The organism is Rhodococcus huquni, from assembly GCF_055231055.1.
Genome location: NZ_JBUYWE010000004.1, coordinates 361,848 through 386,721, shown reverse-complemented (window position 1 = coordinate 386,721; position 24,874 = coordinate 361,848). Strand labels below are relative to the sequence as shown.

Here is a 24,874-nt window from a genome sequence, read left to right as displayed (position 1 = left end):
TCAGCTCTCTCGTTCGTGAATGCGATGGTGGATTTGTCGTGCGCCGGGCTCAGCCCTGCACCCCGAAAGGCAGCGTGAATCGGACATCGCCCTCGACGATGTCACGCATGTCCGGAATACCGTTTCGGAACTGGAGCGTCCGCTCGAGTCCCATTCCGAACGCGAATCCCGAATACTCGTCGGGATCGATGCCGGAGGCACGCAACACGTTCGGGTTCACCATGCCGCAGCCGCCCCATTCGACCCAGCCGGCGCCGCCCTTCTTGTTCGGGAACCACACGTCCACCTCGGCAGACGGTTCCGTGAAGGGGAAGTAGTTGGGACGCATACGAGTCCGGGTATCGGACCCGAACAGGGCACGCGCGAACGCATCGAGCGTGCCGCGCAGGTTCGCCATCGTCAGCCCCTTGTCGACGGCCAGGCCTTCCACCTGCGAGAACACCGGCGTGTGCGTCGCATCGAGTTCGTCCGTCCGGAACGTGCGTCCCGGGCACACCACGTAGATGGGCACGTCGCGTTCGAGCATGGTGCGGACCTGAACCGGCGACGTGTGAGTACGCAACACCTGCCGTGAGTTCTCCGGGGCGACGTGGAACGTGTCCTGCATCGTCCGAGCCGGGTGGTCCGGCAGGAAGTTCAGCGCGTCGAAATTGAAGTGCTCGGTCTCTACCTCAGGTCCTTCTGCGACCTCCCAACCCATCGCCACGAACACGTCGGCAACCTGCTCGGAAATGATGGTGATCGGGTGACGGGCCCCCACCGGTCGACGCTGCGACGGGAGCGTCACGTCGATCGTCTCGGCGACCAGAACCGCAGCGTCGCGTTCGGCGAGAAGAACCGCACGTCGGGCCTCGAAAGCCTCGGACACTCTGGATCGCGCCACGTTCACGCGCTTACCGGCGTCGGCCTTCTCCTTGCCCGGCAGGGTGCCGAGCGCCCGCCGCGCCAGTGCGAGCGGCGACTTGTCACCGAGATGCGCAATCTTGACCTGTGCGAGGTCGTCCAGGTCGGCTGCACCGGCCAAGGCCGCATCCGCGTTGTCGGCGGCAGTGGTGAGCGCCTCTTCCGCGAGTGCACTCGAATCGACCTCCGACACGGTGCCTTCCTTGTCAGCCACGAACGATGCCTCTCCTCGAAACTTCTTATGGTCTTGCGTTCAACACGGCTCCCGATCGGCGCTACGGTCCGATACCGCGGGTTCCGCCCGGAATCCTAGGCGATCCGGCGACGACGTCCGACTCGTCGGTCTTCCTAAGTACGGTTCTGCACCCGAGCGCTCGAGTAAAGGCAGATAGATGCAGCGGTCGCCAAGTTGAGGCTTTCCGCGCGTCCGTGGATGGGGATCCGAACCCGATGATCGGCCAGGGCCGCGACCTCGGGATCCAACCCGTGCGCTTCGTTTCCGAACAACCACGCGCTGGGCGCTCCGAGAAGTTCGTCCGCGTCGTCGAGGTCCACCTCACCGTCCGCTGCTGTCGCCAGCAACTGGATACCGGCTGCGCGGATCGTCTCGACAACGGCGTCGACGTCCCGCTCCCGCGCCACTGGCAGGTGGAACAGGCTGCCCGCGGACGACCGCACACATTTGCCGTTGTGCGGGTCCACGCTGTCTCCGGCAAGGATCACGCCGTCTGCACCCATCGCATCCGCCACCCGCAGCACCGTGCCCGCGTTTCCTGGTTCACCCATCGCTACCGGTACCGCGAGCAGCCGCGATCCGGCATCGACTGCCACGTCCAATGCGACGTCGACCAGATCACAGACGGCCACGAGCCCGGGCGGGGTCACTGTGTCGCTGAGTCCGCGAATCGCGCGTTCGGTGACGAGTGCCGTTCGCACTCCGCTCGCCTCGGCGCCGACGATCAAATCCCCGTAGCGGGATGCCGCATCCTCGGTGTGGAACAGCTCGCGAACGACCGTGCCACCGGCGAGTGCCTCACCCACCGAGTTCTCACCCTCGACGAGAAATCGGCCCGCTTTGCGACGATCCGCTGTTCGCAGCAGCTTCACAGCAGAAACGACCCGTGGTGTTCGCTCGGTGAGCGGATCCACGGGTCGTCTCCGGACTTCTGAACTGCTGGATTCGAGGCTCAGGCCACGTCTCCGGCAGGAGCGTTCACGTCGGACGGCAGCGCAGCCTTCGCGACGGCGACCAGACCGGCGAATGCTTCGCTGTCAGAGACAGCCAGCTCGGCGAGGTTCTTGCGGTCGACCTCGACCTCTGCCAGGTGCAGACCCTGGATCAGACGGTTGTAGGTGATGTCGTTCGCGCGGGCCGCGGCGTTGATGCGAGTGATCCACAGCTTGCGGAAGTCACCCTTGCGAGCGCGACGGTCGCGGTATGCGTAGGTCAGCGAGTGGAGCTGCTGCTCCTTGGCCTTGCGGTACAGACGCGAACGCTGTCCGCGGTATCCGCTGGACGCCTCGAGAATCGAACGGCGCTTCTTCTGGGCGTTGACCGCCCTCTTTACGCGTGCCACTGAAAAATCCTGTCAATCTAGGGATCCACGAGGGACCCCGGGTGGTCAATGCAAATGTCAGATGTCGAGCAGGCGCTTGATGCGCGGGGTGTCGGCCTTGCTGACGACAGCCTTGCCATCGAGGCGACGGGTCACCTTGGTGGGCTTGTGCTCGAGCAGGTGGCGGCGACCGGCCTTCTGGCGCAGGATCTTTCCGCTGCCGGACACCTTGAATCGCTTCGCGGTGCCGCTGTGGGTCTTCGACTTGGGCATGGAATCCTCGGTTTCTGTATTTCTGTCGTGCTGATGGAGTCTGGTCTAGCTGCTGGGAGCTTCCGTGGACGAATCCCCGGAGGCCGGGGCAGCCGGCTTCGCAGGCGTTGCCGGAGCCGCCGGAGCTGCAGGCGCTGCCCGCTGGGCAGGCGGTGCTGCTGCACTTTCCTGCGCCTTCACGCGTGTCTTCGCACCCTTGTGAGGGGCGAGCACCATGGTCATGTTGCGGCCGTCCTGCTTGGCCGACGTCTCCACGAACCCGAGGTCCGCGACATCCGCACCCAAACGCTGCAGAAGCCGGAATCCCAGTTCGGGACGAGACTGCTCACGACCACGGAACATGATCGTGACCTTGACCTTCGATCCGGCTTCGAGGAAGCGAACGACGTTGCGCTTCTTGGTCTCGTAGTCGTGATCGTCGATCTTCGGACGGAGCTTCTGCTCCTTGATGACCGTCAGTTGCTGGTTCTTGCGCGATTCGCGCGCCTTCTGCGCGTTCTCGTACTTGAACTTGCCGTAGTCCATGATCTTGCAGACCGGTGGACGGGCGTCCGGTGCCACCTCGACCAAATCGAGGTCGGCATCGAGAGCCAGGCGAAGTGCATCTTCAACACGCACGATGCCCACCTGTTCCCCGCCGGGTCCGACCAGACGGACCTCGGGAACTCGGATGCGCTCGTTGATGCGGGTCTCAGTGCTGATGGGGCCTCCTAGGTTGTACGGGCTGGTCTACGTGACCGCCCGCAGCCTGTACTGCCCGGATCCCGACAAAAAAGCCCCGCTACGGTGAACTGTCACCTTGCGGGGCCCGATGTCGACCGATCGTGCAACCTCTTCGGCATAAGCCGAAACGGCGGCACCCTCCAATCGGAGGACTCGGGACGGACTACGCCGAACCGAGTGACCGGACCACTGAACAGCGATTTTGCGTACTGCCAGGGTGGGAGTCGGACTCCACTTGCTGCCCCCGAACTTCTCCGAGGGCGGTCGTTGCAAACCAGAATAGCATTTGCCCATGTCGGAGGCTAATCGGCAGGGCCCGTATCGAAAGCTGATCGACACCGCACGACGCAGGCGTGAGACGAGATGGAATCCTTGACGTCATGACGGACAACATCGAAAGCAACCAAGACGACTCGGTTCGCGAACTTTCCGACGTACCGGCCGTGGAGGTCATCAGCCGCGCCGCGGTAATGCTGATGAGCTCGGCTGCCGAGAAGCTCGGCCTGTCCGATCCGGACCCCGACGCGAGCACGCACCGAGACCTCGACGAGGCACGGCGAGTCATCACCGCGCTGGCCGGCCTCGTCACCTCGTCCGTCGAGTACCTCGGCCCTCACGCCGGCCCGATTCGGGAGGGTCTGCAGGCATTGCAGCGCGCCTTCCGCGAGGCCTCTCCCTACCCCGACGAGCCCGGCAAGGGCCCCGGCGAGAAGTACACCGGTCCCGTTCACTGACGCTGTGAGGGGTTGTCCGGCGCCGCCACCGAATTTGCACGATGATCGGGTGATGACCCTCACGCACTTCGTCCTGGTTCCCGGATTCTGGCTCGGCGGCTGGGCCTGGGGTTCGGTCGCCTCGAACCTCACCGGCCGTGGCCACAAGGTCACGGCACTGACACTTCCCGGGCTCGACGACGCGGCCACCGACAAGGGCGACATCACACTCGACGATCACGTCAAGGCGGTCGTCGACGCGGTCGAAACCGATGTCGGCGACACCGAACAGGTGGTTGTGGTGGCGCACAGCGGCGCCGGACCCGTCGCTTACATGGCCACCGATCGCGCCCACGAACGACTCGATCGAGTCGTGTATGTCGACAGCGGACCGATGCCGTCGGGCGCTCGCCTGCGCGACGACATCGACGGCGCCGAGGCACTCCCCTTTCCCTCGTGGGCGGAACTCGAGGAAGACGGCAGCAGTATCGACGGTCTCGACGACGCAGCTCTCGAGAACTTCCGCGCCCGTGCCGTACCTCACCCGGCCGGCCCGGCCCGCGACGAAGTTCAGGTCACCGATGACCGCCGACTGTCGGTGCCGGTCACCGTGGTGTGCAACAGCTTCCCCGCGGAAGTGATCACACAGATGGCTGCAGCTGGCCACCCCATGGCAGCCGAGCTCGAATCGATCGAATCGGTCGAGTACGTGGACCTGCCCACCGGACACTGGCCGATGTGGTCACGTCCGGACGACCTGGCGGAAATACTGCACGCCGTAACTGTCGACTGACAGCCCATCAGCTCTTGGCGGCTACCTTTTTCGGTGTCCGCTTCGACGCCGCGGTCTTCTTCACTGCCGGCTTCCTCGCGGGCTTCACGGACTTGCGCGGTGTGGAATCCGGCCGATTCTCGAGTACCTCACGCAAGAACGTGCCGGTGTAGCTCGCTGGAACCTGTGCAACCTCTTCTGGGGTGCCTTCCGCCACGACCGCACCGCCGCCCGAGCCTCCCTCCGGCCCCATGTCCACGATCCAGTCCGACGTCTTGATCACGTCGAGGTTGTGCTCGATGACGATGACCGTATTTCCCTTGTCGACAAGCCCGTTCACCACTCCGAGCAACTTGCGAATGTCCTCGAAATGCAGGCCCGTGGTGGGCTCGTCGAGGATGTAGACCGTCCGGCCCGTCGACCGCTTCTGCAGCTCGGCCGCAAGCTTGACGCGTTGGGCCTCGCCGCCCGACAAGGTGGGCGCCGGCTGTCCCAGTCGTACATAACCGAGCCCGACCTCGACCAAGGTCTTCAAGTAACGGTGGATGGAGGTGACGGGCTCGAAGAACTCCGCTGCCTGCTCGATCGGCATGTCGAGGACCTCGGCGATCGTCTTGCCCTTGTAGTGAACCTCGAGCGTCTCGCGGTTGTACCGCGCGCCATGGCACACCTCGCACGGGACATACACGTCGGGGAGGAAGTTCATCTCGATCTTCAGGGTGCCGTCGCCGGAGCAGGCCTCACACCTGCCACCCTTCACGTTGAAGGAGAACCGGCCTGGCTGATATCCGCGAACCTTCGCTTCGGTCGTGGCCGCGAACAGGGTGCGAATCTTGTCGAACACACCTGTGTACGTCGCGGCGTTCGAACGCGGCGTGCGTCCGATCGGTGACTGATCGACCTGTACCAGCTTGTCCAACTGGTCGAGCCCGTTGATGCGGGTATGACGTCCGGGAACCTGACGAGCACCGTTGAGCTTGTTGGCCATCACCGTCGCAAGGATGTCGTTGACGAGCGTCGACTTGCCCGAGCCGGAGACACCGGTGACCGTGGTGAGGACACCCAGCGGGAAGCTCACGTCGATACCGCCCAGATTGTGCTCGCGCGCGCCGACGACAGTGACCTGACGCTTGCGGTCCACCGGCCGACGAATGTCCGGAACCTCGATGAAGCTGCGGCCGGAAAGGTAAGCACCCGTGAGGGACTCGTCACATTCGAGAAGCTCTTGGTACGGGCCGCTGTGCACGACCTTGCCGCCGTGCTCGCCGGCGAGCGGACCGATGTCCACCACCCAGTCCGACATCCGAATGGTGTCCTCGTCGTGTTCGACGACGATCAGAGTGTTTCCGAGGTCACGCAACCGGGTGAGGGTCTCGATGAGACGACGGTTGTCACGCTGATGCAGTCCGATCGAGGGCTCGTCCAACACGTAGAGCACGCCCACGAGCCCGGAGCCGATCTGCGTGGCGAGCCGGATGCGCTGTGCCTCCCCTCCGGAAAGCGTGCCGGCGGCGCGCGAAAGCGAGAGGTACTCGAGGCCGACGTCCAGCAGGAATCCGAGCCTGGCCTGAACTTCTCTCAGGACCTGGCCGGCAATGGCCTCTTCACGGGAGGCCAGCGAGAGGCTGTTCAGGAAGTCCGCACAATCGGAGATCGACAGTTCGCATACTTCGGCGATCGACTTCTTACCGAACTTGCCGCTCGCGATGGTGACCGAAAGGATCTCCGGCTTCAGTCGGGCTCCTCCACACGCGGGACACGGAATGTCGCGCATGTACCCGTCGTAGCGTTCCTTCATCTGGTCCGATTCGGTCTGCTCGAGTCGACGATGCAGGAAAGGCATGACGCCTTCGAAATCCGCGTAGTACGAGCGGACCCGGCCGTATCGATTCTTGTAGCGGACGTGGACCTGATCGGTGCTGCCCTCGAGGATGGCTTTTCGGGCCTTCGCGGGGAGCTTGTTCCACGGCGTGTCCATGTCGAAACCGAGGACGTCACCCAGCCCCGACAGCAATCGGCCGAAGTACTCGGACGTCTGTCCCATCGACCACGGTGCGACCGCGCCTTCCTGCAACGTCATTTCCGGATCGGGAACGACCAGCTCGGGGTCGACTTCCTTGCGGATGCCGAGCCCGATGCATTCGGGGCAGGCGCCGTACGGCGAGTTGAACGAGAAGGACCGAGGCTCGAGGTCGTCGATCGCCAGTGCGTGGCCGTTGGGGCAAGCCAGTTTTTCCGAGAAGCGTCGTTCACGATCCGCAGCGTTCTCTTCACGATCGACGAAATCGAGCACGACGATGCCCTCGGCGAGGCGTAGCGCCGTCTCGATCGAGTCGGTCAGGCGCTGCTTCGAACTGGGCTTGACGGCGAGGCGGTCGACGACCACCTCGATGTCGTGCTTCTCCTGCTTCTTCAGCGTCGGCGGGTCAGTCAGCTGATGAACCACTCCATCGACCCGAACGCGCGAATAGCCCTGACCGTTCAGCTGATCGAAAAGGTCGACGAACTCGCCCTTGCGAGTCCTCACCACCGGCGCGAGAACCTGGAATCGGGTGCCCTCCTCCATGTCGAGCACCTGATCGACGATCTGCTGCGGCGTCTGCCGCGCGATCTGTTCACCACAGACCGGGCAGTGGGCGGTGCCTGCGCGCGCGTAGAGAAGGCGGAGGTAGTCGTAGACCTCCGTGATGGTGCCGACGGTGGAGCGCGGGTTGCGGTTGGTCGATTTCTGGTCGATCGACACGGCGGGCGACAGTCCCTCGATGAAGTCGACATCGGGCTTGTCCATCTGCCCGAGGAACTGCCGGGCATACGCCGACAGCGACTCGACATACCGACGCTGCCCCTCGGCGAAGATCGTGTCGAAGGCGAGACTCGATTTACCGGAACCGGACAACCCCGTGAAGACGATCAGGCTGTCACGAGGCAAATCGATGTCGACCCCTCGCAGATTGTGCTCACGCGCACCCCGCACGATCAGGCGATCCGCCACTCCAAGTCCCTTCATTGTTCGACGAGCCGACTCTCGGACGACCGAAGAATCAGGCTTCGTCATCGTAGTTCGCCCCACCGACACGTTTCGGGTCGCAGACGTGCAGTCCGGACTCACCTGCACGTATCCGACGGTAGCCTGCCCACATGAGCGATCGAACCCTCGATATCGACGACAACTACACCGGACACGTGAGCAGCGGCTCACGTCCACAACGACGAACCACCGCCGGTGCTCGCATCACGAAGATGTCGGTCGGCCCCATGGACAACAACGTCTATGTCGTCGTTTGTTCCGCAACCGGCGACTCCTTGCTGATCGACGCGGCGAACGAAGCCGAGCATGTTCTCGAACTGGTGGAGGGGTTGCCGAAGCCTCTCGGCCGAATCGTCACGACCCACCAGCACGGCGACCACTGGCTCGCGCTCGAAGAGGTCGCCGAGACGACCGGGGCGCCCACCTCGGCACATCCGCTCGACGCGGACGCGCTCCCCGTGCGCCCGGACCGTTTGCTGGAAGACGGCGACACCGTGCGAGTGGGTGAACTGACATTGGACGTGATTCACCTTTCGGGACACACACCAGGTTCGATAGCGCTCGCCTTCGCCGACTCGGACGGCAGTACGCACGTGTTCACCGGCGACTCACTGTTCCCTGGTGGCGTGGGAAAGACGGCAGAATCCGAACAGTTCGAGTCATTGCTGCACGACGTGGAGACGAAGATCTTCGGCCGCTACCCCGACAGCACGGTCGTCTACCCCGGACACGGTGACGACACGACTCTCGGCGCAGAGCGGCCCTCCATCGCCAAGTGGAAGGAACGCGGCTGGTGAGCCAGGTTTTCCGAGTCCATCACCACCCGTACTCCGACGCCGAATCCGAAGCCTGGTTAGGGTGAGACGAGTACCAAACAATTGGAGGATGCCGATGCTCGTTCGTCGAATTGCCCGCCCGTTGCTGTCCACGATCTTCATCGCTGGCGGCGTCGATGCGCTCAAGAATCCCAGTGGGAAGGCACAAGCCGCAACGCCCCTGATCGACAAGTCGACCGAGGCTCTGCCGTCGTCCGTGACGGACAGCGTGCCCACAGACGCGGAGACACTCGTAAAGATCAATGCCGCCGTCCAGATCGGTGGCGGCGTGCTCCTCGCAACGGGGAAGGCCCCGCGCCTTGCCTCGTTGGCTCTCGCGGGCAGTCTCGTCCCCACCACCCTTGCAGGTCACGACTTCTGGAACGAGAACGATCCCGCTCAGCGTTCCGCTCAGCGGACTGCGTTCCTCAAGAACGTGAGCCTTCTCGGTGGCTTGCTAATAGCGTCGGTCGACACCGAGGGCAAGCCGTCCCTCGGTTGGCGCGGCAGGCGCGCAGCAAGCAAGGCGCAGACGTCGTTGTCCGCAGCGCTCCCGATCGCATCCTCGGGTGACGATCACCGCGTCGAGCAGGCACTCACGTCCGCGTCGGAACGCGCACGCACCCTCGGCGGGGAAGCAGCCGAACGTGGTTCGGGCCTCTTCGACACTGCACGTGAGCGCGGATCCGAGCTTGCGAAGACGGCTCTCGACAAGGGCAGTGAGTTCGCCGAGGTCGCAAAGGATCGCGCTCCCGACCTCGCAGAAACCGCCCGAGAGAAGAGCAGCGACTGGGCGTCCCTCGCAGCCGAGAAGAGCAGCGACTGGGCGTCCACCGCCGCCGAGCAGGGCGAGGTTCTGGGCAAGCGGGCACGTAAGCGCGGCGACGAACTGAACAAGCGCAGCGAGGCACTGAGCAAGAAGGCGCACAAGCGCAGCGAAGCGCTGAACAAGAAGGCCCGCAAACGCGGCGAGGTCTTGAGCAAGCGCGGCGAGTTGCTGAGCAAGAAGGCACTCGAGCAGACCGAGGCAGCGCTCGAGAAGGCACGCGCAGAGCGCGCCAAACTGGCGAAGTGACCCGTCCGCAGAGTGCGCTGACCAGCGCACTCTGCGGAGCGTCACCGCCACGACTAGACTTCCTTGGCACTTTTGCCGCCGTATCAGGCAGTGCAGCCGAACCAGCCGAGGAGACGCTTTGCCCCACGAGGGAACGTCACACGACGAGCGAGAGCTCGAGCAGAAGTATGTGACGAATTTGTACGACCGGCTCGACGAACTCCGCGCCTACGCAGCGGATCGTCTGAGCCGAATCCTGTTGGAATCAGGGGGTACACCCCAAGCCCGCAGTGAACGTGAATCGTTCAATCAGCTCTACACCGAAGACCTCGCGAAGTACGACGCCGCCGAGAACGGATTGGCGTTCGGCCGAATCGACCTCGACGACGAGGCGCGGTACGTCGGACGCCTCGGCATCCTCGACGAGGAGAACGATTACGAGACGCTCCTCCTGGACTGGCGCGCACCGATGGCGCGGCCGTTCTACCTCGCCACACCCGCTGCCCCCGACGGGGTGACCCGTCGACGCCACATCAGGTCCCGCAGTCGCACGGTCACGGCGATCAACGACGAGTATCTCGATCTGGATGCCGCCGAGTCGGCCGGGGCCGGAGTCGTTGCCGGCGGGGTCGCCGGCGAGAGCGCGTTGCTTTCGGCGTTGAATGCCGCGCGAACCGGCCATATGAACGACATCGTGGAAACGATTCAGGGCGAACAGGACGCCATCATCCGGACCGAGCACAAGAGCGTGCTTGTCGTCCAAGGCGGTCCAGGTACCGGGAAAACTGCAGTCGCGCTGCACCGCGCCGCCTACCTGCTCTACACGTATCGCCGTCAGCTCGCGAAGAGCGGTGTGTTGATAATCGGACCCAACCCCACTTTCCTCGACTACATCGGGCAAGTGCTCCCCTCCCTCGGCGAGACCGGCGTGTTGCTGTCCACCATCGGCGACCTGTATCCCGGCGTGCGTGCCACCCACGAAGAATCGCTCGAAGCCGGAATGATCAAGGGGTCCACCGACATGGTCGCGATCCTGAAGCAGGCAGTCCGCGATCGACAGGAAGTGCCCAAGGAACCCGTCGCTTTGAGTTTCGACACCTATGGACTTCGACTGGACCGCAAGACGGTCACGCGGGCACGGGGTCGCGCACGCTCTTCTCGACGGCCGCACAACCTTGCACGGCCGATATTCGTGTCGGCAGTCATCGAGGCGCTCGCGGACCAGCTCGCTGGGCGAGTCGGCGAGAATCTGGTCGACGAGGGAAATCTGCTGAGCCGAAACGATATTGCGGACATGCGTGACGAGATGCGCGAAGACCCGGAGATCATGGCTGCGGTCAACGGCCTGTGGCCCGAGCTTTCGCCCACCGTCGTGCTCCGCGACCTGCTGGCGTCTCCACAACGGCTCGCTTCGGCAGCGCCCGACCTCACTCGGAGCGACCAGGACGCGTTGCACCGGGATGCACGAATCGGATTCAGCGACGCCGATGCTCCTCTCCTGGACGAGCTGGCCGAACTTCTGGGCGTCGACGATGCGGCCGAACGCGAACGTGCGCAACGCGAGTGGCGAGCACAGATCGAAGACGCTCAGGGCGCACTGGACATCCTCACCGGTTCCGCGCCACAGGATCTCGAGGACGAACTCGACCCGGAGATCCTCATGGCGTACGACCTCATCGACGCGAGCCAGCTCGCGCAACGCCACGATGTCGGTCGCAAACAGACCACTGCCGAACGCGCCGCCGGCGATCGAACGTGGACCTACGGCCACGTCATCGTGGACGAGGCACAGGAACTTTCCGACATGGCGTGGCGAATGTTGATGCGCCGCATCCCGAATCGCTGGATCACGCTGGTCGGCGATACCGCACAGACCGGAGATCCTGCGGGAACCACCTCCTGGCAGCGGATCCTCGAGCCGTATGTTGCCAACCGCTGGAAGCTGACCGAACTCACGGTCAACTACCGGACACCGGCCGAGATCATGGAAATCGCGCACACCGTCCTGCAGGAGATCGATCCGACACAGTCGGAGCCGCGCTCCATCCGTGAATCCGGATTCGCGCCGTGGGCCCAGCGGGTGCCGTCCGAAGCCGACCTCGAGGACGCCGTCCGCGAGCAGCTGAGCCGGGAGTCCGCGCCGGGAACCACCGTGGTGATCGGCAGCCACAGCCGCGTCACCGATCTCACCGACCTGCAGTCCGATTCGGTGAGTGTTCTCACGGTGCGCGATGCGAAGGGCCTCGAGTTCGATTCCGTGCTGATCGTCGAACCTGGAGAAATCCTCGACGAATCACCACGCGGCATCAACGACATCTACGTGGCCCTCACCCGCGCGACCCAACGCCTCGGCGTGATCCATCACCAGGAATTGCCCGTCAGCCTGAGCGGCCTTGCCGGCGTGAATCAGAACTGACAGCCGACGCACGTGCCCCCGTAGCCGACCGGCTACGGGGGCACCTGGTACGACGAGAATCAGCGAATCGTGTGCACGATCAGCACATCCGAAGTCGACTTACGTGCTGCGTCCGAGGGGACGGACCCGAGCAGACGTCCGGTCAACGTGTTGAGGCCACGATTACCGATGACGAGGAGTTCCGCTTTCGTCTCCTCGACCAGATCGAGGAGCGATTCCACCGGTGCACCCACCACGGCCCGCTCCTCGACCTCCTTGACGCCGGCTCCGTGCGCACGCTCGCGCGCGGTGCGCAGAATGTCGTATGTCGGTGCCGAACCAGTGATCTGGTAAGCCTCGTCCTTCAACGCATCTGCCGCCTTGCCCACGTCCTTCGGGTCGGCCGGGTAGTAAGCGCAGGCGATGATCAACTTCGCACCCGCGTCCCCCGCGATGGCAGCGGCCTTCTCGACGGCCCGTAGCGACGATTCGGAGCCATCGGTTCCGACGACAACGGTCCGGTAGGCGCTCATTCATTCCTCCAAAAGTGCGGACGGTCAATAGGCCGCGGGCAGGCACCGTCGATGCCGGACCCTCGGCCACTTTGCTGACACTAGCGGTAACAGCCGTCAGAATTGCGCTTTTGCAGCACAAGCGACATGTCGGGCTGTGTAGAGCACAAATTTTCTTCTGGTTTCAGCGTGATTCTCCGTGACGTGGACCGAAGAGTCCGTCGGGGAACACACCTGCGGCGACCAATGTCTTCCGCCACGGCAACGCCAGTTCCAGGAGACGTTCGACACCGTCCTCACCGAGATTCGCCCAGGGCGCCACCGCAAGCTCGTCCGTCAGATCCTCGACGACCTCGCGTAGTTCGATACCGTCCGCAGTGAGCGCGCCGTTGCCATCGAGCAGTTCCCGATCACGAAGGCCGCTACATGTCGCGTCCCACTCTTCCTGCGTCCATCCCCTGCGAGTGCGCGCGAACTTCGCCGTGAATCCGATCCCGGTCGCGGTGTGGGTCACGAGCGCTTCGAGTCCACTCAGTCCCGCGGTCTGCAGTGCTGCGATATGCCCGTCGCCTCGATACTCCCGCAGCAGTGTCAAACCATGCCAGAGAACGAGATGCGACTCCTCCGGCCACTCCAGGTCTGCGTGCCCCGCATACAGTGGCCGCCCCTCCGGCCCCGGAATTCCATCGGCAGCGATCGAGACTAGCTGCGCGGCCTCCGCCATCTCCGGCGATGAGGTGACATCCTCGCCCAACAGGCGAACGTAAGCCTCGCCGACCGCGGCCGTGCGCGCGGAAGCGATGTCTTTCGGATCCGCAAGGCTCCAGGCCCTCGGTACGACCCCGGCGATCAGATCCGGGCTGAAATTGTAGAACGTCGACGCCACCACACCCGGTCCGACGGCGCCCATCGGAGCGGCCCGGCCTGCGAAGTACGTCATCCGTCCCGGCTCGAGCCCGAGGGTCACGAATCCGGTCTCCACCTCGGGAACGAAATATCCGAGTGCGTGAAGCAGATCCAACGATCGGGCCGCGCGTCCGGCGGTCTGTGCATCCATATCGGCGACCGTACCGGCCAGCGCCGAACACCGCGGCCTCTAGCTCAGCCCGGCAGCGTCCATGCCGCGCAATTCCTTCTTGAGGTCGGCGATCTCGTCGCGGAGACGACCCGCCAATTCGAATTGAAGGTCGCGCGCGGCATTCATCATCTGATCGGTGAGCTGCGCCACCAGGTCGGCCAACTCGGCGCGCGGCATCGACTTGGTATCGCGTCCCTCGTACACGCCGGCGCTTACTGCGCGCCCTGCCTCACCTTGTGCCCGCCGACCACGCGACGCATTGCGTCCCGACCCACCCACATCGACTCCTGCGGCCGTGTCGTCGGCTTCCTCGTAGACCTGATCGAGAATGTCGGCGATCTTCTTGCGCAACGGCTTCGGATCCACACCCATCTTGGTGTTGTAGGCGATCTGCTTCTCGCGGCGCCGTTCCGTCTCTTCGATCGCGTGCTGCATCGAGTCGGTGATCCGGTCCGCATACATGTGGACCTGACCCGACACGTTGCGGGCCGCGCGGCCGATCGTCTGGATGAGACTGGTCGAGCTTCGAAGAAAACCTTCCTTGTCCGCGTCGAGAATTGCCACGAGAGAAACTTCGGGCAGATCCAATCCCTCACGCAGAAGGTTGATTCCGATGAGCACGTCGTACTCGCCCAGACGCAACTGGCGAAGCAACTCGACGCGACGGAGCGTGTCGATGTCGGAGTGCAGGTATCGAACCCGGATGCCGAGCTCGAGCAGATAGTCCGTGAGATCTTCGGACATCTTCTTCGTCAACGTCGTGACGAGTACCCGTTCGTTCTTCTCGGCGCGCTCTCGGATCTCGTGGACCAGGTCGTCGATCTGCCCCTTCGTGGGCTTGACGACCACCTCGGGGTCCACCAGACCGGTCGGCCGAATGACCTGCTCGACGAACTCTCCGCCCGCCTGACCCAATTCGTACTTACCCGGGGTGGCCGAAAGGTACACGGTCTGGCCGATACGCCCCGAGAACTCCTCCCAGGTGAGAGGTCGGTTGTCGGTGGCGGAAGGCAAACGGAATCCGAACTCGACCAGGTTGCGTTTGCGGGACATGTCGCCTTCGTACATGGCACCGATCTGCGGGACCGTGACGTGTGACTCGTCGATGACGAGAAGGAAGTCCTCCGGGAAGTAGTCGATCAGGGTGGCCGGCGCCGACCCCGCCGGTCGGCCGTCGATGTGCCTCGAGTAGTTCTCGATACCGGAACAGAAGCCGACCTGTTTGATCATCTCGAGGTCGTATTGAGTGCGCATACGCAGTCTCTGAGCCTCGAGCAGCTTGCCCTTGTTCTCGAGATCCGCCAGACGCTCCTCGAGTTCCGCCTCGATGTCCTTGACCGCGCGTTCCATGCGCTCGGGACCGGCGACGTAGTGAGTAGCGGGGAAGATGCGTACCGAGTCGACTTGCCGTACGACGTCACCGGTAAGCGGGTGGAGGTAGTACAGCGCCTCGATCTCGTCTCCGAAGAACTCGATCCGGACCGCGAGCTCCTCGTAGGAGGGAATGATCTCCACGGTGTCGCCACGAACGCGAAACGATCCACGGGTGAACGCCATGTCGTTGCGGTTGTACTGAACGTCGACGAGCAGCCTCAGCAGTGCATCGCGCGGTACCTCGACACCGACTTCGAGCTCGACGGAGCGATCCAGGTACGACTGTGGGGTACCGAGGCCGTAGATGCAGGACACCGACGCCACGACCACGACGTCACGCCGTGACAGCAGACTCGACGTGGCCGAGTGCCGCAATCGCTCCACGTCGTCGTTGACCGACGAGTCCTTCTCGATGTAGGTGTCCGTCTGCGCGATGTACGCCTCCGGCTGGTAGTAGTCGTAGTACGACACGAAGTACTCGACCGAGTTGTTGGGCAGCATGTCGCGAAGTTCGTTGGCCAACTGCGCGGCGAGAGTCTTGTTCGGCGCCATGACCAGCGTGGGGCGCTGCAGCTTCTCGATCATCCAGGCGGTGGTGGCCGACTTACCCGTTCCGGTCGCGCCGAGGAGCACGACGTCCTTCTCCCCCGCCCTGATGCGTTTCTCGAGATCGGCGATGGCCGCGGGCTGATCGCCGGCGGGCACGTGCTCGCTGACGACCTCGAAAGGGGTCGACGACCGCTCGATCTCCCCGACCGGACGAAACTCGGAATGCGCAACCACTGGATGCTCGGATGCAAACGCCATGAAGCCAGGGTATGCCGCGCTACCGACACTCGTCGTCATCGCACCGACGTCCAGGCCGAATTCCCGGTAGGTTGCACGCATGAACGGCTCGCTCACCCACATGCATCCGCCGAAGATCGAGTCGTTCGACCTGGTGGAGCGCACCAACACGGACCCTAAGGGCTTCGTTCGCCCGGTCGACCACTACCGGGTCGAACCGTGGGGTCTCTACATGGCGCGGCCTGCCGATCATCGGCAGTTCCACTACCTCGAGTCCTGGCTCCTGCCCGACCTCGGCCTGCGCGCCTCGGTTTTCCACTACCACCCGTATCACGCCCGTGACCAGGACCATTACGTGGACATCGGCGCCTTCACTCGCGGCGACACCGTGTGGAAGTCCGAGGACCACTACCTCGACCTCGTCATACGCACCGGTCGCGACACCGAGTTGCTCGACGTCGACGAACTTCTGGCCGCGAACCAGCAGGGCATCCTCGACGATGCGACCTCTCGGCAAGCTGTACACACCGCAGTTCGCGCCATCGACGGCATTGCCGCACACGGTCACGATCTCGGTGCGTGGCTGGCCTCGCTGGGGATGCCGATCAATTGGCGTTGACGCTCCACCCGGTACGTTCCGCCCACTCGTGCGCCCGGAGGTAGGCGGAGTCGAACCACGGCGTCTTCGTGTCGACGTAGGCCGCGATCGCGTCCTTGTAGTCGGTGTGTCCGGCTGCGGCGTCTGCCGCGTGCCTCTTCAGATCCAGATACTCCGCCCGAGCCGATTCGTCGGCGCACAACCAGTCGCGAAACAGCAGCGCGAACTGCTGCCCGGGCCACCCGTCCACACGCAGATGAATATTCACGGGCCGTCCGGGATCGGCACCGCCGTGCAGTCGCTTCTCCCAGATCGCTGGGTCGGTCTCGCCACCGACGGATCGGGGCTTCGGCTCGTCCGACGTGATGTGTTCGACCCGTGGGAAGCCTGCATCGGCCAACGGCTCCGCCAACTCGTCGGCTACCGACAGATCCGGGACGGTGATCTGTACATCGACGACGTCCTTGGCTTCGAGGCCGGGAATCGCGGTCGAGCCGATGTGGTCGATTCGCAGCGCGCGGTGACCACACACCATTTTCAGTCTGCCGACAAGACGCGCTGCCTCGGCTTCCCAAGAGGGGTCGTGAGCGACCAGACGCGGCAGCACGCGCACCACGTTGCGCTCCCTGATGTTCCGCTCGAACGGCACGAGGCGCCGCGACCACAAGTCGCGAATCTGCGGCTCGAGAACGCCAGGCTCGCCGCCGTTGTCCAGCCAGATGTCTGCCACCTCTCGGCGCCGTTCATCGGTAGCCTGTGCGGCGATCCGTGCGCGCGCGTCGGATTCGGGCATCCCCCTCGACCCGACGAGACGTCGAATTCGTTCCTCGGCATCCACGTACACGACGGCGACAAGATTGAACGCCGGGCCCATGTTGCCCTCGACCAGCAGTGGAATATCTTGCACCACAACAGCATCGTCCGGCGCCTCGGCAAGCTTCTCGGCAGTACGTTGGCCCACGAGCGGATGCACAATCGAGTTGAGCGCCGTTCGCGACTCGTCGTCGGCGAAAGCGAGTGCGGCGAGGGCAGGACGGTCGAGCGCACCGGCCGAGTCCAGAATGCCCTCACCGAATCGCTCCACCAGCGCGGCCAGCCCGGCACTGCCCGGCTCCACCACCTCGCGTGCAATGACGTCCGCGTCGACGATGACAGCGCCGAGCTCGGCAAGAACTTTCGATACGGTGGACTTGCCTGCTCCGATGCCTCCGGTGAGGCCGATTCTCAACACGGGCACCAGTGTCGCATCCGCAGCGGGTTCACGGCGCGCCGGACATCAATAGACTCACCGGCCCCAAATACCACAACTGACCAGTTCGGTCGGTTATGTTCGACGCAACGTACCAAGCTGCACCTTCTCAACGAAAGGGAATCGATGCGAGCACACAGCCGACAGACAGGTCGACACCGCCTCGGAATGGTCGACGGCGTGCATTGCATGGATTTCCCCCAGGTCGCGCTCGCATTGTCCGAACACCGCCGCACCTGGTTGACGTCACTGATCAGCCAGGGCCGTCACAGCTTCACCGCCATCCGCAAGCGCACGACCGACGTGTCGGCACACTGGATTCCGGTCACCGCCAACTAGCCACCTCCGCCTTCACAACGCCGGCCCCGTTCGGGGTCGGCGTTTCGTCGTGCGCGAACTCGGTCGCGTGCCGGGATCGCACAACCGAAAAGGGCCCCGCCACCTTTCGGTGACGGGGCCCTTCAGTGCCTGATCGAGTCAGGCATCACGTGCTATGCGTTGCCCGACAGCTTCTCGCGAAGTGCTGCAAGCTGTGCGTCGCTCGCGAGCGATCCACCGGCAGAAGACTCCGAAGCGGAGCTGGCTGCGGCGGGGACGTCGGCATCTGCCGCACCCGACTCAGAGGAGTAGCCGGCAGCAGCGGTGGCAGCCTCGGCGGCCTCGTCTGCAGCGGTCTTCTCCATCTGAGCGGTGTGCATCTTGTGACGACGCTCGGCCTCGGCGTAGCGGCCTTCCCACTCTTCACGAACCTTGTCCGAGCCCTCGAGCCATTCGTTGGTCTCGGGATCGAAGCCCTCGGGGAAGATGTAGTTGCCCTGCTCGTCGTAGCTGTCCGCCATGCCGTACTTGGACGGATCGAACTCGGCGTTGTAATCCTCGTTGGCCTGCTTCAGCGACAGCGAGATACGACGACGCTCGAGATCGATGTCGATGACCTTGACGAGAGCATCGTCGCCGACGCCGACAACCTGGTCCGGGACCTCGACGTGGCGCTCGGCCAGCTCGGAGATGTGAACGAGGCCTTCGATTCCCTCTTCGACGCGAACGAACGCACCGAACGGAACCAGCTTGGTGACCTTGCCGGGCACGATCTGGCCGATGGCGTGCGTGCGGGCGAACTGACGCCACGGGTCTTCCTGCGTCGCCTTGAGCGACAGCGAAACGCGCTCGCGGTCCAGGTCGACGTCGAGAACCTCGACGGTGACCTCGGTGCCGACCTCGACAACCTCGGACGGGTGGTCGATGTGCTTCCAGGACAGCTCGGAGACGTGCACGAGGCCGTCGACGCCGCCCAGGTCCACGAAGGCACCGAAGTTGACGATCGAGGAGACGACGCCCTTACGGACCTGTCCCTTCTGCAGCTGGTGCAGGAACTCGCTGCGAACCTCGGACTGCGTCTGCTCGAGCCATGCGCGGCGCGAGAGAACGACGTTGTTGCGGTTCTTGTCGAGCTCGATGATCTTGGCCTCGATCTCCTTGCCGACGTACGGCTGGAGGTCGCGGACGCGACGCATCTCGACGAGCGAGGCAGGCAGGAAGCCGCGGAGACCGATGTCCAGGATGAGACCACCCTTGACGACCTCGATGACGGTGCCCTTGACGGCCTCGTCCTTCTCCTTGAGCTCCTCGATGGTGCCCCAAGCGCGCTCGTACTGCGCACGCTTCTTCGACAGGATCAGTCGACCTTCCTTGTCCTCCTTGGTGAGGACGAGAGCTTCGACCTCATCGCCCACGGAGACGACCTCGTTGGGGTCGACGTCGTGCTTGATGGAGAGCTCACGGGAAGGGATGACGCCTTCGGTCTTGTAACCGATGTCGAGCAGAACCTCGTCGCGATCGACCTTGACGATGGTTCCCTCGACGATGTCGCCATCGTTGAAGTACTTGATCGTGGCGTCGATGGCAGCGAGGAAGTCCTCGGCGGAGCCGATGTCGTTGACGGCTACCTGCGGCGAGGTAACGGTGGTGGAGGGCATGTGTTGAGTTGCTCCGGACGGGTTGGGGTCGGTTGATTATGTTCTGTCGGACAAGCAATCCGGCTACGCGATGTATTCCCCACAAGTGAGGTGTCACAAACCGGATCGCCGCGACCACACAGGTGTGCTCGCGTGCATTAGGCTACGCGCCCCGATACGAGCTGGGCAAACCGGGTACGAACGTGGGCAAACCGGTTACACACGGAGACAATCCGTACGCATAGTCTGACGGTCATGTCGGACACGTCTCCACGATCATCCTCGCCCGCGCCGACCCCCGACGAACGTCACGCGGCGGCGAACACCACCCTCGGGACCAGTGGCGTCGGCCGCACTCTCGTCGACTCCGAGACCAGTGAACGCGCGAGCCGTGCATGGTGGGATGCGGATGCCGCCGACTACCACCGGACACACGGGGACTTCTTGGGGGTCGATTCCGCGCAGGGCGAGTTCGTGTGGTGCCCGGAGGGGCTTCACGAAGGCGATCACCATCTCCTCGGTGACGTCGCGGGCAAGGACGTCCTCGAAGTGGGTTGCGGTTCGGCACCGTGCGCCAGATGGTTGGCCGGCCAGGACGCACGCGTGGTCGGCCTGGACATATCGATGCAGATGCTCAGCCGGGGCGTCGATGCCATGCATACCGGTGGGGCGACAGTGCCGCTCGTGCAAGCAGGAGCCGAGTCGCTCCCCTTTGCCGACGCAAGCTTCGACATCGCGTGTTCGGCTTTTGGCGCTATTCCGTTCGTGGCGGATTCCGCACGGGTGATGCGTGAAGTCGAGCGGGTACTGCGGCCGGGTGGGATCTGGGTTTTCGCGGTCAATCATCCGATTCGATGGATCTTTCTCGACGACCCGGGGCCGAAGGGGTTGACCGCCACACTCCCCTACTTCGACAGGACGCCGTACGTGGAGGTCGACGACGACAATGTCCCGACCTACGTGGAACATCACCGCACGATCGGCGACCGGGTTCGCGAAATCGTGGCGGCAGGGCTCGAGGTTCGCGACATCATCGAACCGGAGTGGCCCGAATGGCTGGACCGCGAGTGGGGCCAGTGGAGCCCGCTGCGCGGCCAATTGTTTCCGGGAACGGCGATATTCAGCTGCCGTAAACCCTGACCGTCACAGCAGCTTCGACAGAAAAGCCTTCGTCCGGTCGTGCTGTGGATTCGACAGAAGTTCGCGGGGCTCACCCGATTCCACGACTACGCCGGCGTCCATGAACACCAACTCGTCCGCCACTTCGCGCGCGAAGCCCATCTCGTGTGTCACGACGACCATGGTCATGCCGTCCTTGGCGAGCCTCTTCATCACAGCGAGCACCTCACCCACGAGTTCCGGATCGAGCGCCGAGGTGGGTTCGTCGAACAGCATCAGCTTCGGATCCATCGCCAGTGCACGAGCGATCGCCACCCGCTGCTGTTGACCTCCGGAAAGCTGCGCCGGGTAGGCATCCGCCTTGTCGGTGAGGCCGACCTGGTCGAGTAGAACCCGAGCCCGAGCGACCGCGTCCTTCTTGCCGACCTTCTTCACCCGCATGGGCGCCTCGATGACGTTCTCGAGTGCCGTGCGATGGGGAAAGAGATTGAAGTGCTGGAACACCATGCCGATGTCGCGGCGCTGTTTCGCCGCGGCCTTGGGGTGCAACTCGTAGAGCTTGTCCCCCTTCTCGCGGTACCCGACCAGCTCGCCGTCCACGTAGAGCCGTCCCGCGTTGACCTGTTCCAGGTGATTGATGCACCGCAGGAAGGTGGACTTGCCGGAACCGGACGGACCGACGAGGCACAACACCTGGCCCTTCTCGATCTCCAACGTGATGCCCTTCAGCACCTCGAGGGCCCCGAAGTTCTTGCAGACCTGATCAGCCTTGATCATCGGGGTCATTTCCGCTCCCGTCCGTGTGTATCCGGCATCTCATCTCCGTCGGGATCGCTGCCTGCGACCGGTTTACCCTGCGCGGCAGCCAGTGCCCGCAACTGTCGTGCGGTGAGCTTGCGGGTGGCACCCTTCGAGTAGTAACGCTCGAGGTAGTACTGCCCGACCATGAGGATGCTCGTGATCACCAGGTACCAGGTCGCGGCGACCAACAAAAGCGGAATCGGCTGGAAGTTCGAACCCGAGATGTCGCGAACTCGCCCATAGAGATCGAGGGTGTACGGAACCGCGGCAACGAGAGACGTGGTCTTCAGCATTCCGATCAACTCGTTACCCGTGGGCGGGATGATCACCCGCATCGCCTGCGGCAGGACTGTGCGCCGCATGGTCTGCGACCACGTCATACCGAGTGCGACCGATGCCTCGGTCTGTCCCTCGTTGACCGAGCTGATGCCTGCACGGACGATCTCGGCCATGTAGGCCGCCTCGTTCAACGCAAGACCGACGACCGCGAACAGGAAAGCCGCACTGATTCCCTGGATCTCGATGTGCACGAACTGATGCACGAACGGGATACCGAGATCGAGTTGCTTGTAGATGGACGGGAACAGACCCCAGAACACCAACTGGACATACACCGGAGTACCGCGAAACACCCAGAGGTAGATCCAGGCCGTGGCCTTGAGTACGGGATTCGGTGACAACCGCATGACAGCCAGAATCACACCGAGGATCACGGCGATCGCCATCGCCAACACGGTGAGCTGGATCGTCTTCCACACGCCGGCGGCGACCCTGGTGTCCAACAGATACCGGAAATAGGTGTCCCACTGGTAGGCCTCGTTGGTGGCCGCGCCATACACGAACAACGCGAACAGGACGAGGACGACAGCGGCTGCGATCCACCTGCCGGGCCGCCTGAGTGGAATTGCTTCGATCGGAGCGGGGCCGGCAGGCACCGCCGTCGCGCCCTTCTTCACGTCACTCACGTATCTGCCCTCAACTCGTCGCGCCGTTGATCTGTGACGTCTCGATGACGCCTTCCTGGATACCCCAGTTCTCGGCGATGGTGCGGTACGTCCCGTCGTCGATCAAGTGTTGCAACGCTTTCTGTAATACCGGAGCGAGCGGTGATCCCTTTGCGACGGGCCAACCGTAGGGCGCCGCGTCGAACACCGGGCCGGCGGCCTCGAGTCCGCCGCTGCTCCTTTCCACAGCGAACGCGGTGACCGGGGAGTCGGCCGACATCGCATCGACCTTGCCGAGGACCACCGCGCTGGCCGCCTCGTCCTGGCTGTCGAACTTGATCATGTCGATGGGCGGCTTCCCCGCTGCGACGCAGGCTGCACTCTTCGCCGGAACCTCTTCGATCTCCTCGATCGTGGTGGTCTGCACGGAGACCCGCAGTCCGCAGGCGTCCTCCGGATCGACCGACTCGCCGGCAGGCTGCGCCCACTGGATACCGGCACTGAAGTAGGTCACGAAATCGACCGTCTCCTCGCGCTCCTTCGTATCCGTGAACGACGACATCCCCATGTCGTAGGTGTCCGCCTGCACCGCCGGGATGATGCGCTCGAAGTCTGCCTCGCGGTAATCCGTCCTCACGCCCAGAACGTCGGCGACAGCGTCGAGCAGGTCGACATCGAACCCGATGATCTCGCCACTCGAATCCTTGAACTCGTTGGGCGCGTACGGCAGGTTCACCCCGATCACGAGCGTTCCGGATTCGACGTTCTTCTCCGGTAGCTGCGCGGCGATGGCGTCGACCTTCTCGACCGTCACTTCCACCACGTCGTCACCGGACGGTGCACCGATCTCGGTGTTCGTGGTGCAACCGGCCAGCAGCACCCCCACGCCCCCGACAACGACGGCAGCGCGGGCACGGCGGCCCTGGGCGAAGCCCTTTCGAGAAGGCACTGTGTGGTCCTCCATGACGGATCGAGTTCGTACCGAAGTAGCGCAGGATCGGAACCCGTGGACCCCGAGATTGTCGAACGGTAGATTACGGCACGGCCAACGGCACCCGAAGTCGAACCCTGTCGGCCCGATCGTTACCCAGGCGTGCCCTCACCGCCTCGCCGTGCGTGCGAGAACCGTCTCGGTGAATTCACCGGTCGACGCCAGACCGCCGAGGTCCGCGGTTGCCACTCCCGACGCGATGGTGCGCTCCACTGCACCGGTGATCCGCCGAGCCGCGTCGGCGAACGCGTGCACGTCCTTCTTCTCTGCGAGCCGGTCGAGCATCATTGCTGCGGACAGGAACAACGCTGTCGGATTGGCTCGATTGTGGCCCGCGATGTCCGGGGCGGCACCGTGCGCGGCCTGCGCCATCACCTTGGTCTCGGAGGCATTGACGGACGGCGCGGTGCCGAGCGAGCCGGACAACTCCGCCGTCAGGTCGGAGAGGATGTCGCCGAACATGTTTTCGGTCACGATCACGTCGAAATCCGCCCCGCGCCGAACGAGAAGCGCGGCCATGGCATCGACGTGTTCGTCGTCGACCGTCACATCCGGGTAGTGCTGGTTCCCCACCTCCACGCAGACGTCACGAAACAGTCCGGTCGACATCGCCAGCACGTTGGCCTTGTGGACGATCGTGACGTGCTTCTTCCGGGTGCGGGCAAGCGCGAACGCGGAGTGCGCGATTCGTTCGCAGGCACGACGCGTGATCACTCCCACCGCGAGGGCAACGTCCGGGGTCGGCATGAACTCGCCGCTACCGACGAACATGTTTCGGTCGGCATAGAGGCCTTCCGTATTTTCTCGAACCACGACGAGATCCATACCGGGGACGGTCGCGGCGACTCCCTCGAGAGCGCGGGCAGGTCGAATGTTCGCGAACAGATCGAATCGTTTGCGAATCACTCCGCCGGGCGTGAGTTGCCCACGAAACTCGGCTGGGTAGGAAGCGCTGTCGTGCGGTCCGAGCACCCACCCCTCCAATCCGTCGAGCGCCTCGAGCGTGCTGTCCGGCATCGGACTGCCGTGAGTCGCTATCGCCTCACGCCCCAGCGCGAGCGGCACCCACTCCACGGTGGCACCGGCCTCGTCGAGCGCTGCGGTCACGACGTCCTGAGTTGCCGGGACGATCTCGTGCCCGATTCCGTCGCCGGCCATCACCCCGAGACGAATGGCGTTTGCGGTGCTTTCACTCATGCCGCCATCATTACTCACCATGGTCCAGTCGGTAGAAC

23 protein-coding genes are annotated in these 24,874 nt (G+C 64.0%); 8 read left to right on the top strand and 15 right to left on the bottom strand.

Annotated features, from left to right (window positions below; genetic code table 11):
* Positions 1-49: 49 nt before the first annotated feature.
* The 5 genes from pheS to infC all read right to left on the bottom strand — a co-directional run bounded on the left by pheS (position 50) and on the right by infC (position 3,434).
* Complete coding sequence (gene pheS / locus ACZI8R_RS11105; RefSeq protein WP_463379647.1) at positions 50-1,117, bottom strand: phenylalanine--tRNA ligase subunit alpha; 1,068 nt, start codon at positions 1,115-1,117, stop codon at positions 50-52.
* Between the two features lie 134 nt (positions 1,118-1,251).
* Entirely contained in the window at positions 1,252-2,052 is an 801-nt protein-coding gene (locus ACZI8R_RS11100) for a TrmH family RNA methyltransferase (protein WP_463379646.1), read from the bottom strand.
* A gap of 38 nt (positions 2,053-2,090) precedes the next feature.
* On the bottom strand, positions 2,091-2,480 hold the full coding sequence (rplT, locus tag ACZI8R_RS11095; RefSeq protein WP_463379645.1) for a 50S ribosomal protein L20: 390 nt from the start codon (positions 2,478-2,480) through the stop codon (positions 2,091-2,093).
* A gap of 57 nt (positions 2,481-2,537) precedes the next feature.
* Entirely contained in the window at positions 2,538-2,732 is a 195-nt protein-coding gene (gene rpmI, locus ACZI8R_RS11090) for a 50S ribosomal protein L35 (protein WP_378578874.1), read from the bottom strand.
* A 45-nt stretch (positions 2,733-2,777) separates the two neighbouring features.
* Positions 2,778-3,434 carry a translation initiation factor IF-3 gene (infC, locus tag ACZI8R_RS11085; RefSeq protein WP_463379692.1) on the bottom strand — a complete coding sequence of 219 codons (657 nt, stop codon included), beginning with the start codon at positions 3,432-3,434 and terminating at the stop codon, positions 2,778-2,780.
* 401 nt (positions 3,435-3,835) lie between these two features.
* On the opposite strand from infC, the gene ACZI8R_RS11080 reads away from it, so the two are divergent.
* Together ACZI8R_RS11080 and ACZI8R_RS11075 are read left to right on the top strand one after the other, a co-directional pair.
* Positions 3,836-4,189 (top strand): DUF1844 domain-containing protein, encoded by a 354-nt coding sequence (locus tag ACZI8R_RS11080; protein ID WP_463379644.1) that lies wholly within the window; start codon positions 3,836-3,838, stop codon positions 4,187-4,189.
* A 52-nt stretch (positions 4,190-4,241) separates the two neighbouring features.
* Positions 4,242-4,961 carry an alpha/beta fold hydrolase gene (locus ACZI8R_RS11075; protein ID WP_463379643.1) on the top strand — a complete coding sequence of 240 codons (720 nt, stop codon included), beginning with the start codon at positions 4,242-4,244 and terminating at the stop codon, positions 4,959-4,961.
* Between the two features lie 7 nt (positions 4,962-4,968).
* On the opposite strand, the gene uvrA is transcribed toward ACZI8R_RS11075, so the two are convergent.
* Positions 4,969-7,932: an excinuclease ABC subunit UvrA gene (gene uvrA, locus ACZI8R_RS11070; RefSeq protein WP_463379691.1), complete on the bottom strand. Its 2,964-nt coding sequence runs from the start codon at positions 7,930-7,932 to the stop codon at positions 4,969-4,971.
* A 146-nt stretch (positions 7,933-8,078) separates the two neighbouring features.
* On the opposite strand from uvrA, the gene ACZI8R_RS11065 reads away from it, so the two are divergent.
* From ACZI8R_RS11065 to ACZI8R_RS11055, 3 genes are all read left to right on the top strand, one after another.
* Positions 8,079-8,765: an MBL fold metallo-hydrolase gene (locus ACZI8R_RS11065; RefSeq protein ID WP_463379642.1), complete on the top strand. Its 687-nt coding sequence runs from the start codon at positions 8,079-8,081 to the stop codon at positions 8,763-8,765.
* Positions 8,766-8,859: 94 nt separating this feature from the next.
* Positions 8,860-9,858: a DoxX family protein gene (locus ACZI8R_RS11060; RefSeq protein WP_463379641.1), complete on the top strand. Its 999-nt coding sequence runs from the start codon at positions 8,860-8,862 to the stop codon at positions 9,856-9,858.
* Positions 9,859-9,976: 118 nt separating this feature from the next.
* On the top strand, positions 9,977-12,253 hold the full coding sequence (locus tag ACZI8R_RS11055) for a HelD family protein (protein ID WP_463379640.1): 2,277 nt from the start codon (positions 9,977-9,979) through the stop codon (positions 12,251-12,253).
* A gap of 59 nt (positions 12,254-12,312) precedes the next feature.
* Here ACZI8R_RS11055 and ACZI8R_RS11050 read toward each other — a convergent pair whose 3' ends face one another.
* From ACZI8R_RS11050 to uvrB, 3 genes are all read right to left on the bottom strand, one after another.
* Complete coding sequence (locus ACZI8R_RS11050) at positions 12,313-12,765, bottom strand: universal stress protein (RefSeq protein WP_463379639.1); 453 nt, start codon at positions 12,763-12,765, stop codon at positions 12,313-12,315.
* Positions 12,766-12,928: 163 nt separating this feature from the next.
* Complete coding sequence (locus tag ACZI8R_RS11045; RefSeq protein ID WP_463379638.1) at positions 12,929-13,801, bottom strand: SCO6745 family protein; 873 nt, start codon at positions 13,799-13,801, stop codon at positions 12,929-12,931.
* A gap of 39 nt (positions 13,802-13,840) precedes the next feature.
* Complete coding sequence (gene uvrB / locus ACZI8R_RS11040; protein WP_463379637.1) at positions 13,841-16,003, bottom strand: excinuclease ABC subunit UvrB; 2,163 nt, start codon at positions 16,001-16,003, stop codon at positions 13,841-13,843.
* Between the two features lie 79 nt (positions 16,004-16,082).
* Between uvrB and ACZI8R_RS11035 the strand changes: the two genes are divergently transcribed.
* On the top strand, positions 16,083-16,601 hold the full coding sequence (locus ACZI8R_RS11035) for a ribonuclease FAU-1 family protein (protein WP_463379636.1): 519 nt from the start codon (positions 16,083-16,085) through the stop codon (positions 16,599-16,601).
* Here the strand turns inward: ACZI8R_RS11035 and coaE are convergent.
* On the bottom strand, positions 16,588-17,811 hold the full coding sequence (gene coaE / locus ACZI8R_RS11030; RefSeq protein WP_463379635.1) for a dephospho-CoA kinase: 1,224 nt from the start codon (positions 17,809-17,811) through the stop codon (positions 16,588-16,590). The two genes, ACZI8R_RS11035 and coaE, sit on opposite strands and share 14 nt — an antisense overlap.
* A 207-nt stretch (positions 17,812-18,018) precedes the next feature.
* On the opposite strand from coaE, the gene ACZI8R_RS11025 reads away from it, so the two are divergent.
* A complete protein-coding gene (locus tag ACZI8R_RS11025; protein WP_463379634.1) occupies positions 18,019-18,168 on the top strand; it encodes a hypothetical protein in 150 nt (49 codons plus the stop codon).
* A gap of 152 nt (positions 18,169-18,320) precedes the next feature.
* On the opposite strand, the gene rpsA is transcribed toward ACZI8R_RS11025, so the two are convergent.
* Positions 18,321-19,805, bottom strand: a complete 1,485-nt coding sequence (gene rpsA, locus ACZI8R_RS11020) for a 30S ribosomal protein S1 (RefSeq protein WP_463379633.1) — start codon at positions 19,803-19,805, stop codon at positions 18,321-18,323.
* Between the two features lie 234 nt (positions 19,806-20,039).
* Between rpsA and ACZI8R_RS11015 the strand changes: the two genes are divergently transcribed.
* Positions 20,040-20,924, top strand: coding sequence for a class I SAM-dependent methyltransferase (locus ACZI8R_RS11015; RefSeq protein ID WP_463379632.1), 885 nt, complete (start codon positions 20,040-20,042; stop codon positions 20,922-20,924).
* A gap of 3 nt (positions 20,925-20,927) precedes the next feature.
* Here the strand turns inward: ACZI8R_RS11015 and ACZI8R_RS11010 are convergent, their stop codons facing one another.
* The 4 genes from ACZI8R_RS11010 to ACZI8R_RS10995 form a co-directional block, all read right to left on the bottom strand.
* Entirely contained in the window at positions 20,928-21,689 is a 762-nt protein-coding gene (locus tag ACZI8R_RS11010) for an amino acid ABC transporter ATP-binding protein (RefSeq protein ID WP_463379631.1), read from the bottom strand.
* Positions 21,686-22,669 (bottom strand): amino acid ABC transporter permease, encoded by a 984-nt coding sequence (locus tag ACZI8R_RS11005; protein ID WP_463379630.1) that lies wholly within the window; start codon positions 22,667-22,669, stop codon positions 21,686-21,688. Before ACZI8R_RS11005 ends, ACZI8R_RS11010 begins: the two co-directional genes overlap by 4 nt.
* A gap of 10 nt (positions 22,670-22,679) precedes the next feature.
* A complete protein-coding gene (locus ACZI8R_RS11000) occupies positions 22,680-23,612 on the bottom strand; it encodes an ABC transporter substrate-binding protein (RefSeq protein ID WP_463379629.1) in 933 nt (310 codons plus the stop codon).
* 135 nt (positions 23,613-23,747) lie between these two features.
* Positions 23,748-24,836, bottom strand: a complete 1,089-nt coding sequence (locus tag ACZI8R_RS10995) for an isocitrate/isopropylmalate dehydrogenase family protein (RefSeq protein WP_463379628.1) — start codon at positions 24,834-24,836, stop codon at positions 23,748-23,750.
* Between the last annotated feature and the right edge of the window lie 38 nt (positions 24,837-24,874).

Excerpts from the sequence above, each read along its gene's own strand:
- uvrB (WP_463379637.1), bottom strand. The coding sequence starts at position 16,003 with ATGGCGTTTGCATCCGAGCATCCAGTGGTTGCGCATTCCGAGTTTCGT.
- rpmI (WP_378578874.1), bottom strand. The coding sequence starts at position 2,732 with ATGCCCAAGTCGAAGACCCACAGCGGCACCGCGAAGCGATTCAAGGTG.
- ACZI8R_RS11080 (WP_463379644.1), top strand. The coding sequence starts at position 3,836 with ATGACGGACAACATCGAAAGCAACCAAGACGACTCGGTTCGCGAACTT.
- ACZI8R_RS11015 (WP_463379632.1), top strand. The coding sequence starts at position 20,040 with ATGTCGGACACGTCTCCACGATCATCCTCGCCCGCGCCGACCCCCGAC.
- ACZI8R_RS11045 (WP_463379638.1), bottom strand. The coding sequence starts at position 13,801 with ATGGATGCACAGACCGCCGGACGCGCGGCCCGATCGTTGGATCTGCTT.
- ACZI8R_RS11050 (WP_463379639.1), bottom strand. The coding sequence starts at position 12,765 with ATGAGCGCCTACCGGACCGTTGTCGTCGGAACCGATGGCTCCGAATCG.
- ACZI8R_RS11065 (WP_463379642.1), top strand. The coding sequence starts at position 8,079 with ATGAGCGATCGAACCCTCGATATCGACGACAACTACACCGGACACGTG.
- ACZI8R_RS11000 (WP_463379629.1), bottom strand. The coding sequence starts at position 23,612 with ATGGAGGACCACACAGTGCCTTCTCGAAAGGGCTTCGCCCAGGGCCGC.
- ACZI8R_RS10995 (WP_463379628.1), bottom strand. The coding sequence starts at position 24,836 with ATGAGTGAAAGCACCGCAAACGCCATTCGTCTCGGGGTGATGGCCGGC.
- rpsA (WP_463379633.1), bottom strand. The coding sequence starts at position 19,805 with ATGCCCTCCACCACCGTTACCTCGCCGCAGGTAGCCGTCAACGACATC.
- ACZI8R_RS11075 (WP_463379643.1), top strand. The coding sequence starts at position 4,242 with ATGACCCTCACGCACTTCGTCCTGGTTCCCGGATTCTGGCTCGGCGGC.
- ACZI8R_RS11025 (WP_463379634.1), top strand. The coding sequence starts at position 18,019 with ATGGATTTCCCCCAGGTCGCGCTCGCATTGTCCGAACACCGCCGCACC.
- ACZI8R_RS11035 (WP_463379636.1), top strand. The coding sequence starts at position 16,083 with ATGAACGGCTCGCTCACCCACATGCATCCGCCGAAGATCGAGTCGTTC.
- ACZI8R_RS11060 (WP_463379641.1), top strand. The coding sequence starts at position 8,860 with ATGCTCGTTCGTCGAATTGCCCGCCCGTTGCTGTCCACGATCTTCATC.
- ACZI8R_RS11010 (WP_463379631.1), bottom strand. The coding sequence starts at position 21,689 with ATGACCCCGATGATCAAGGCTGATCAGGTCTGCAAGAACTTCGGGGCC.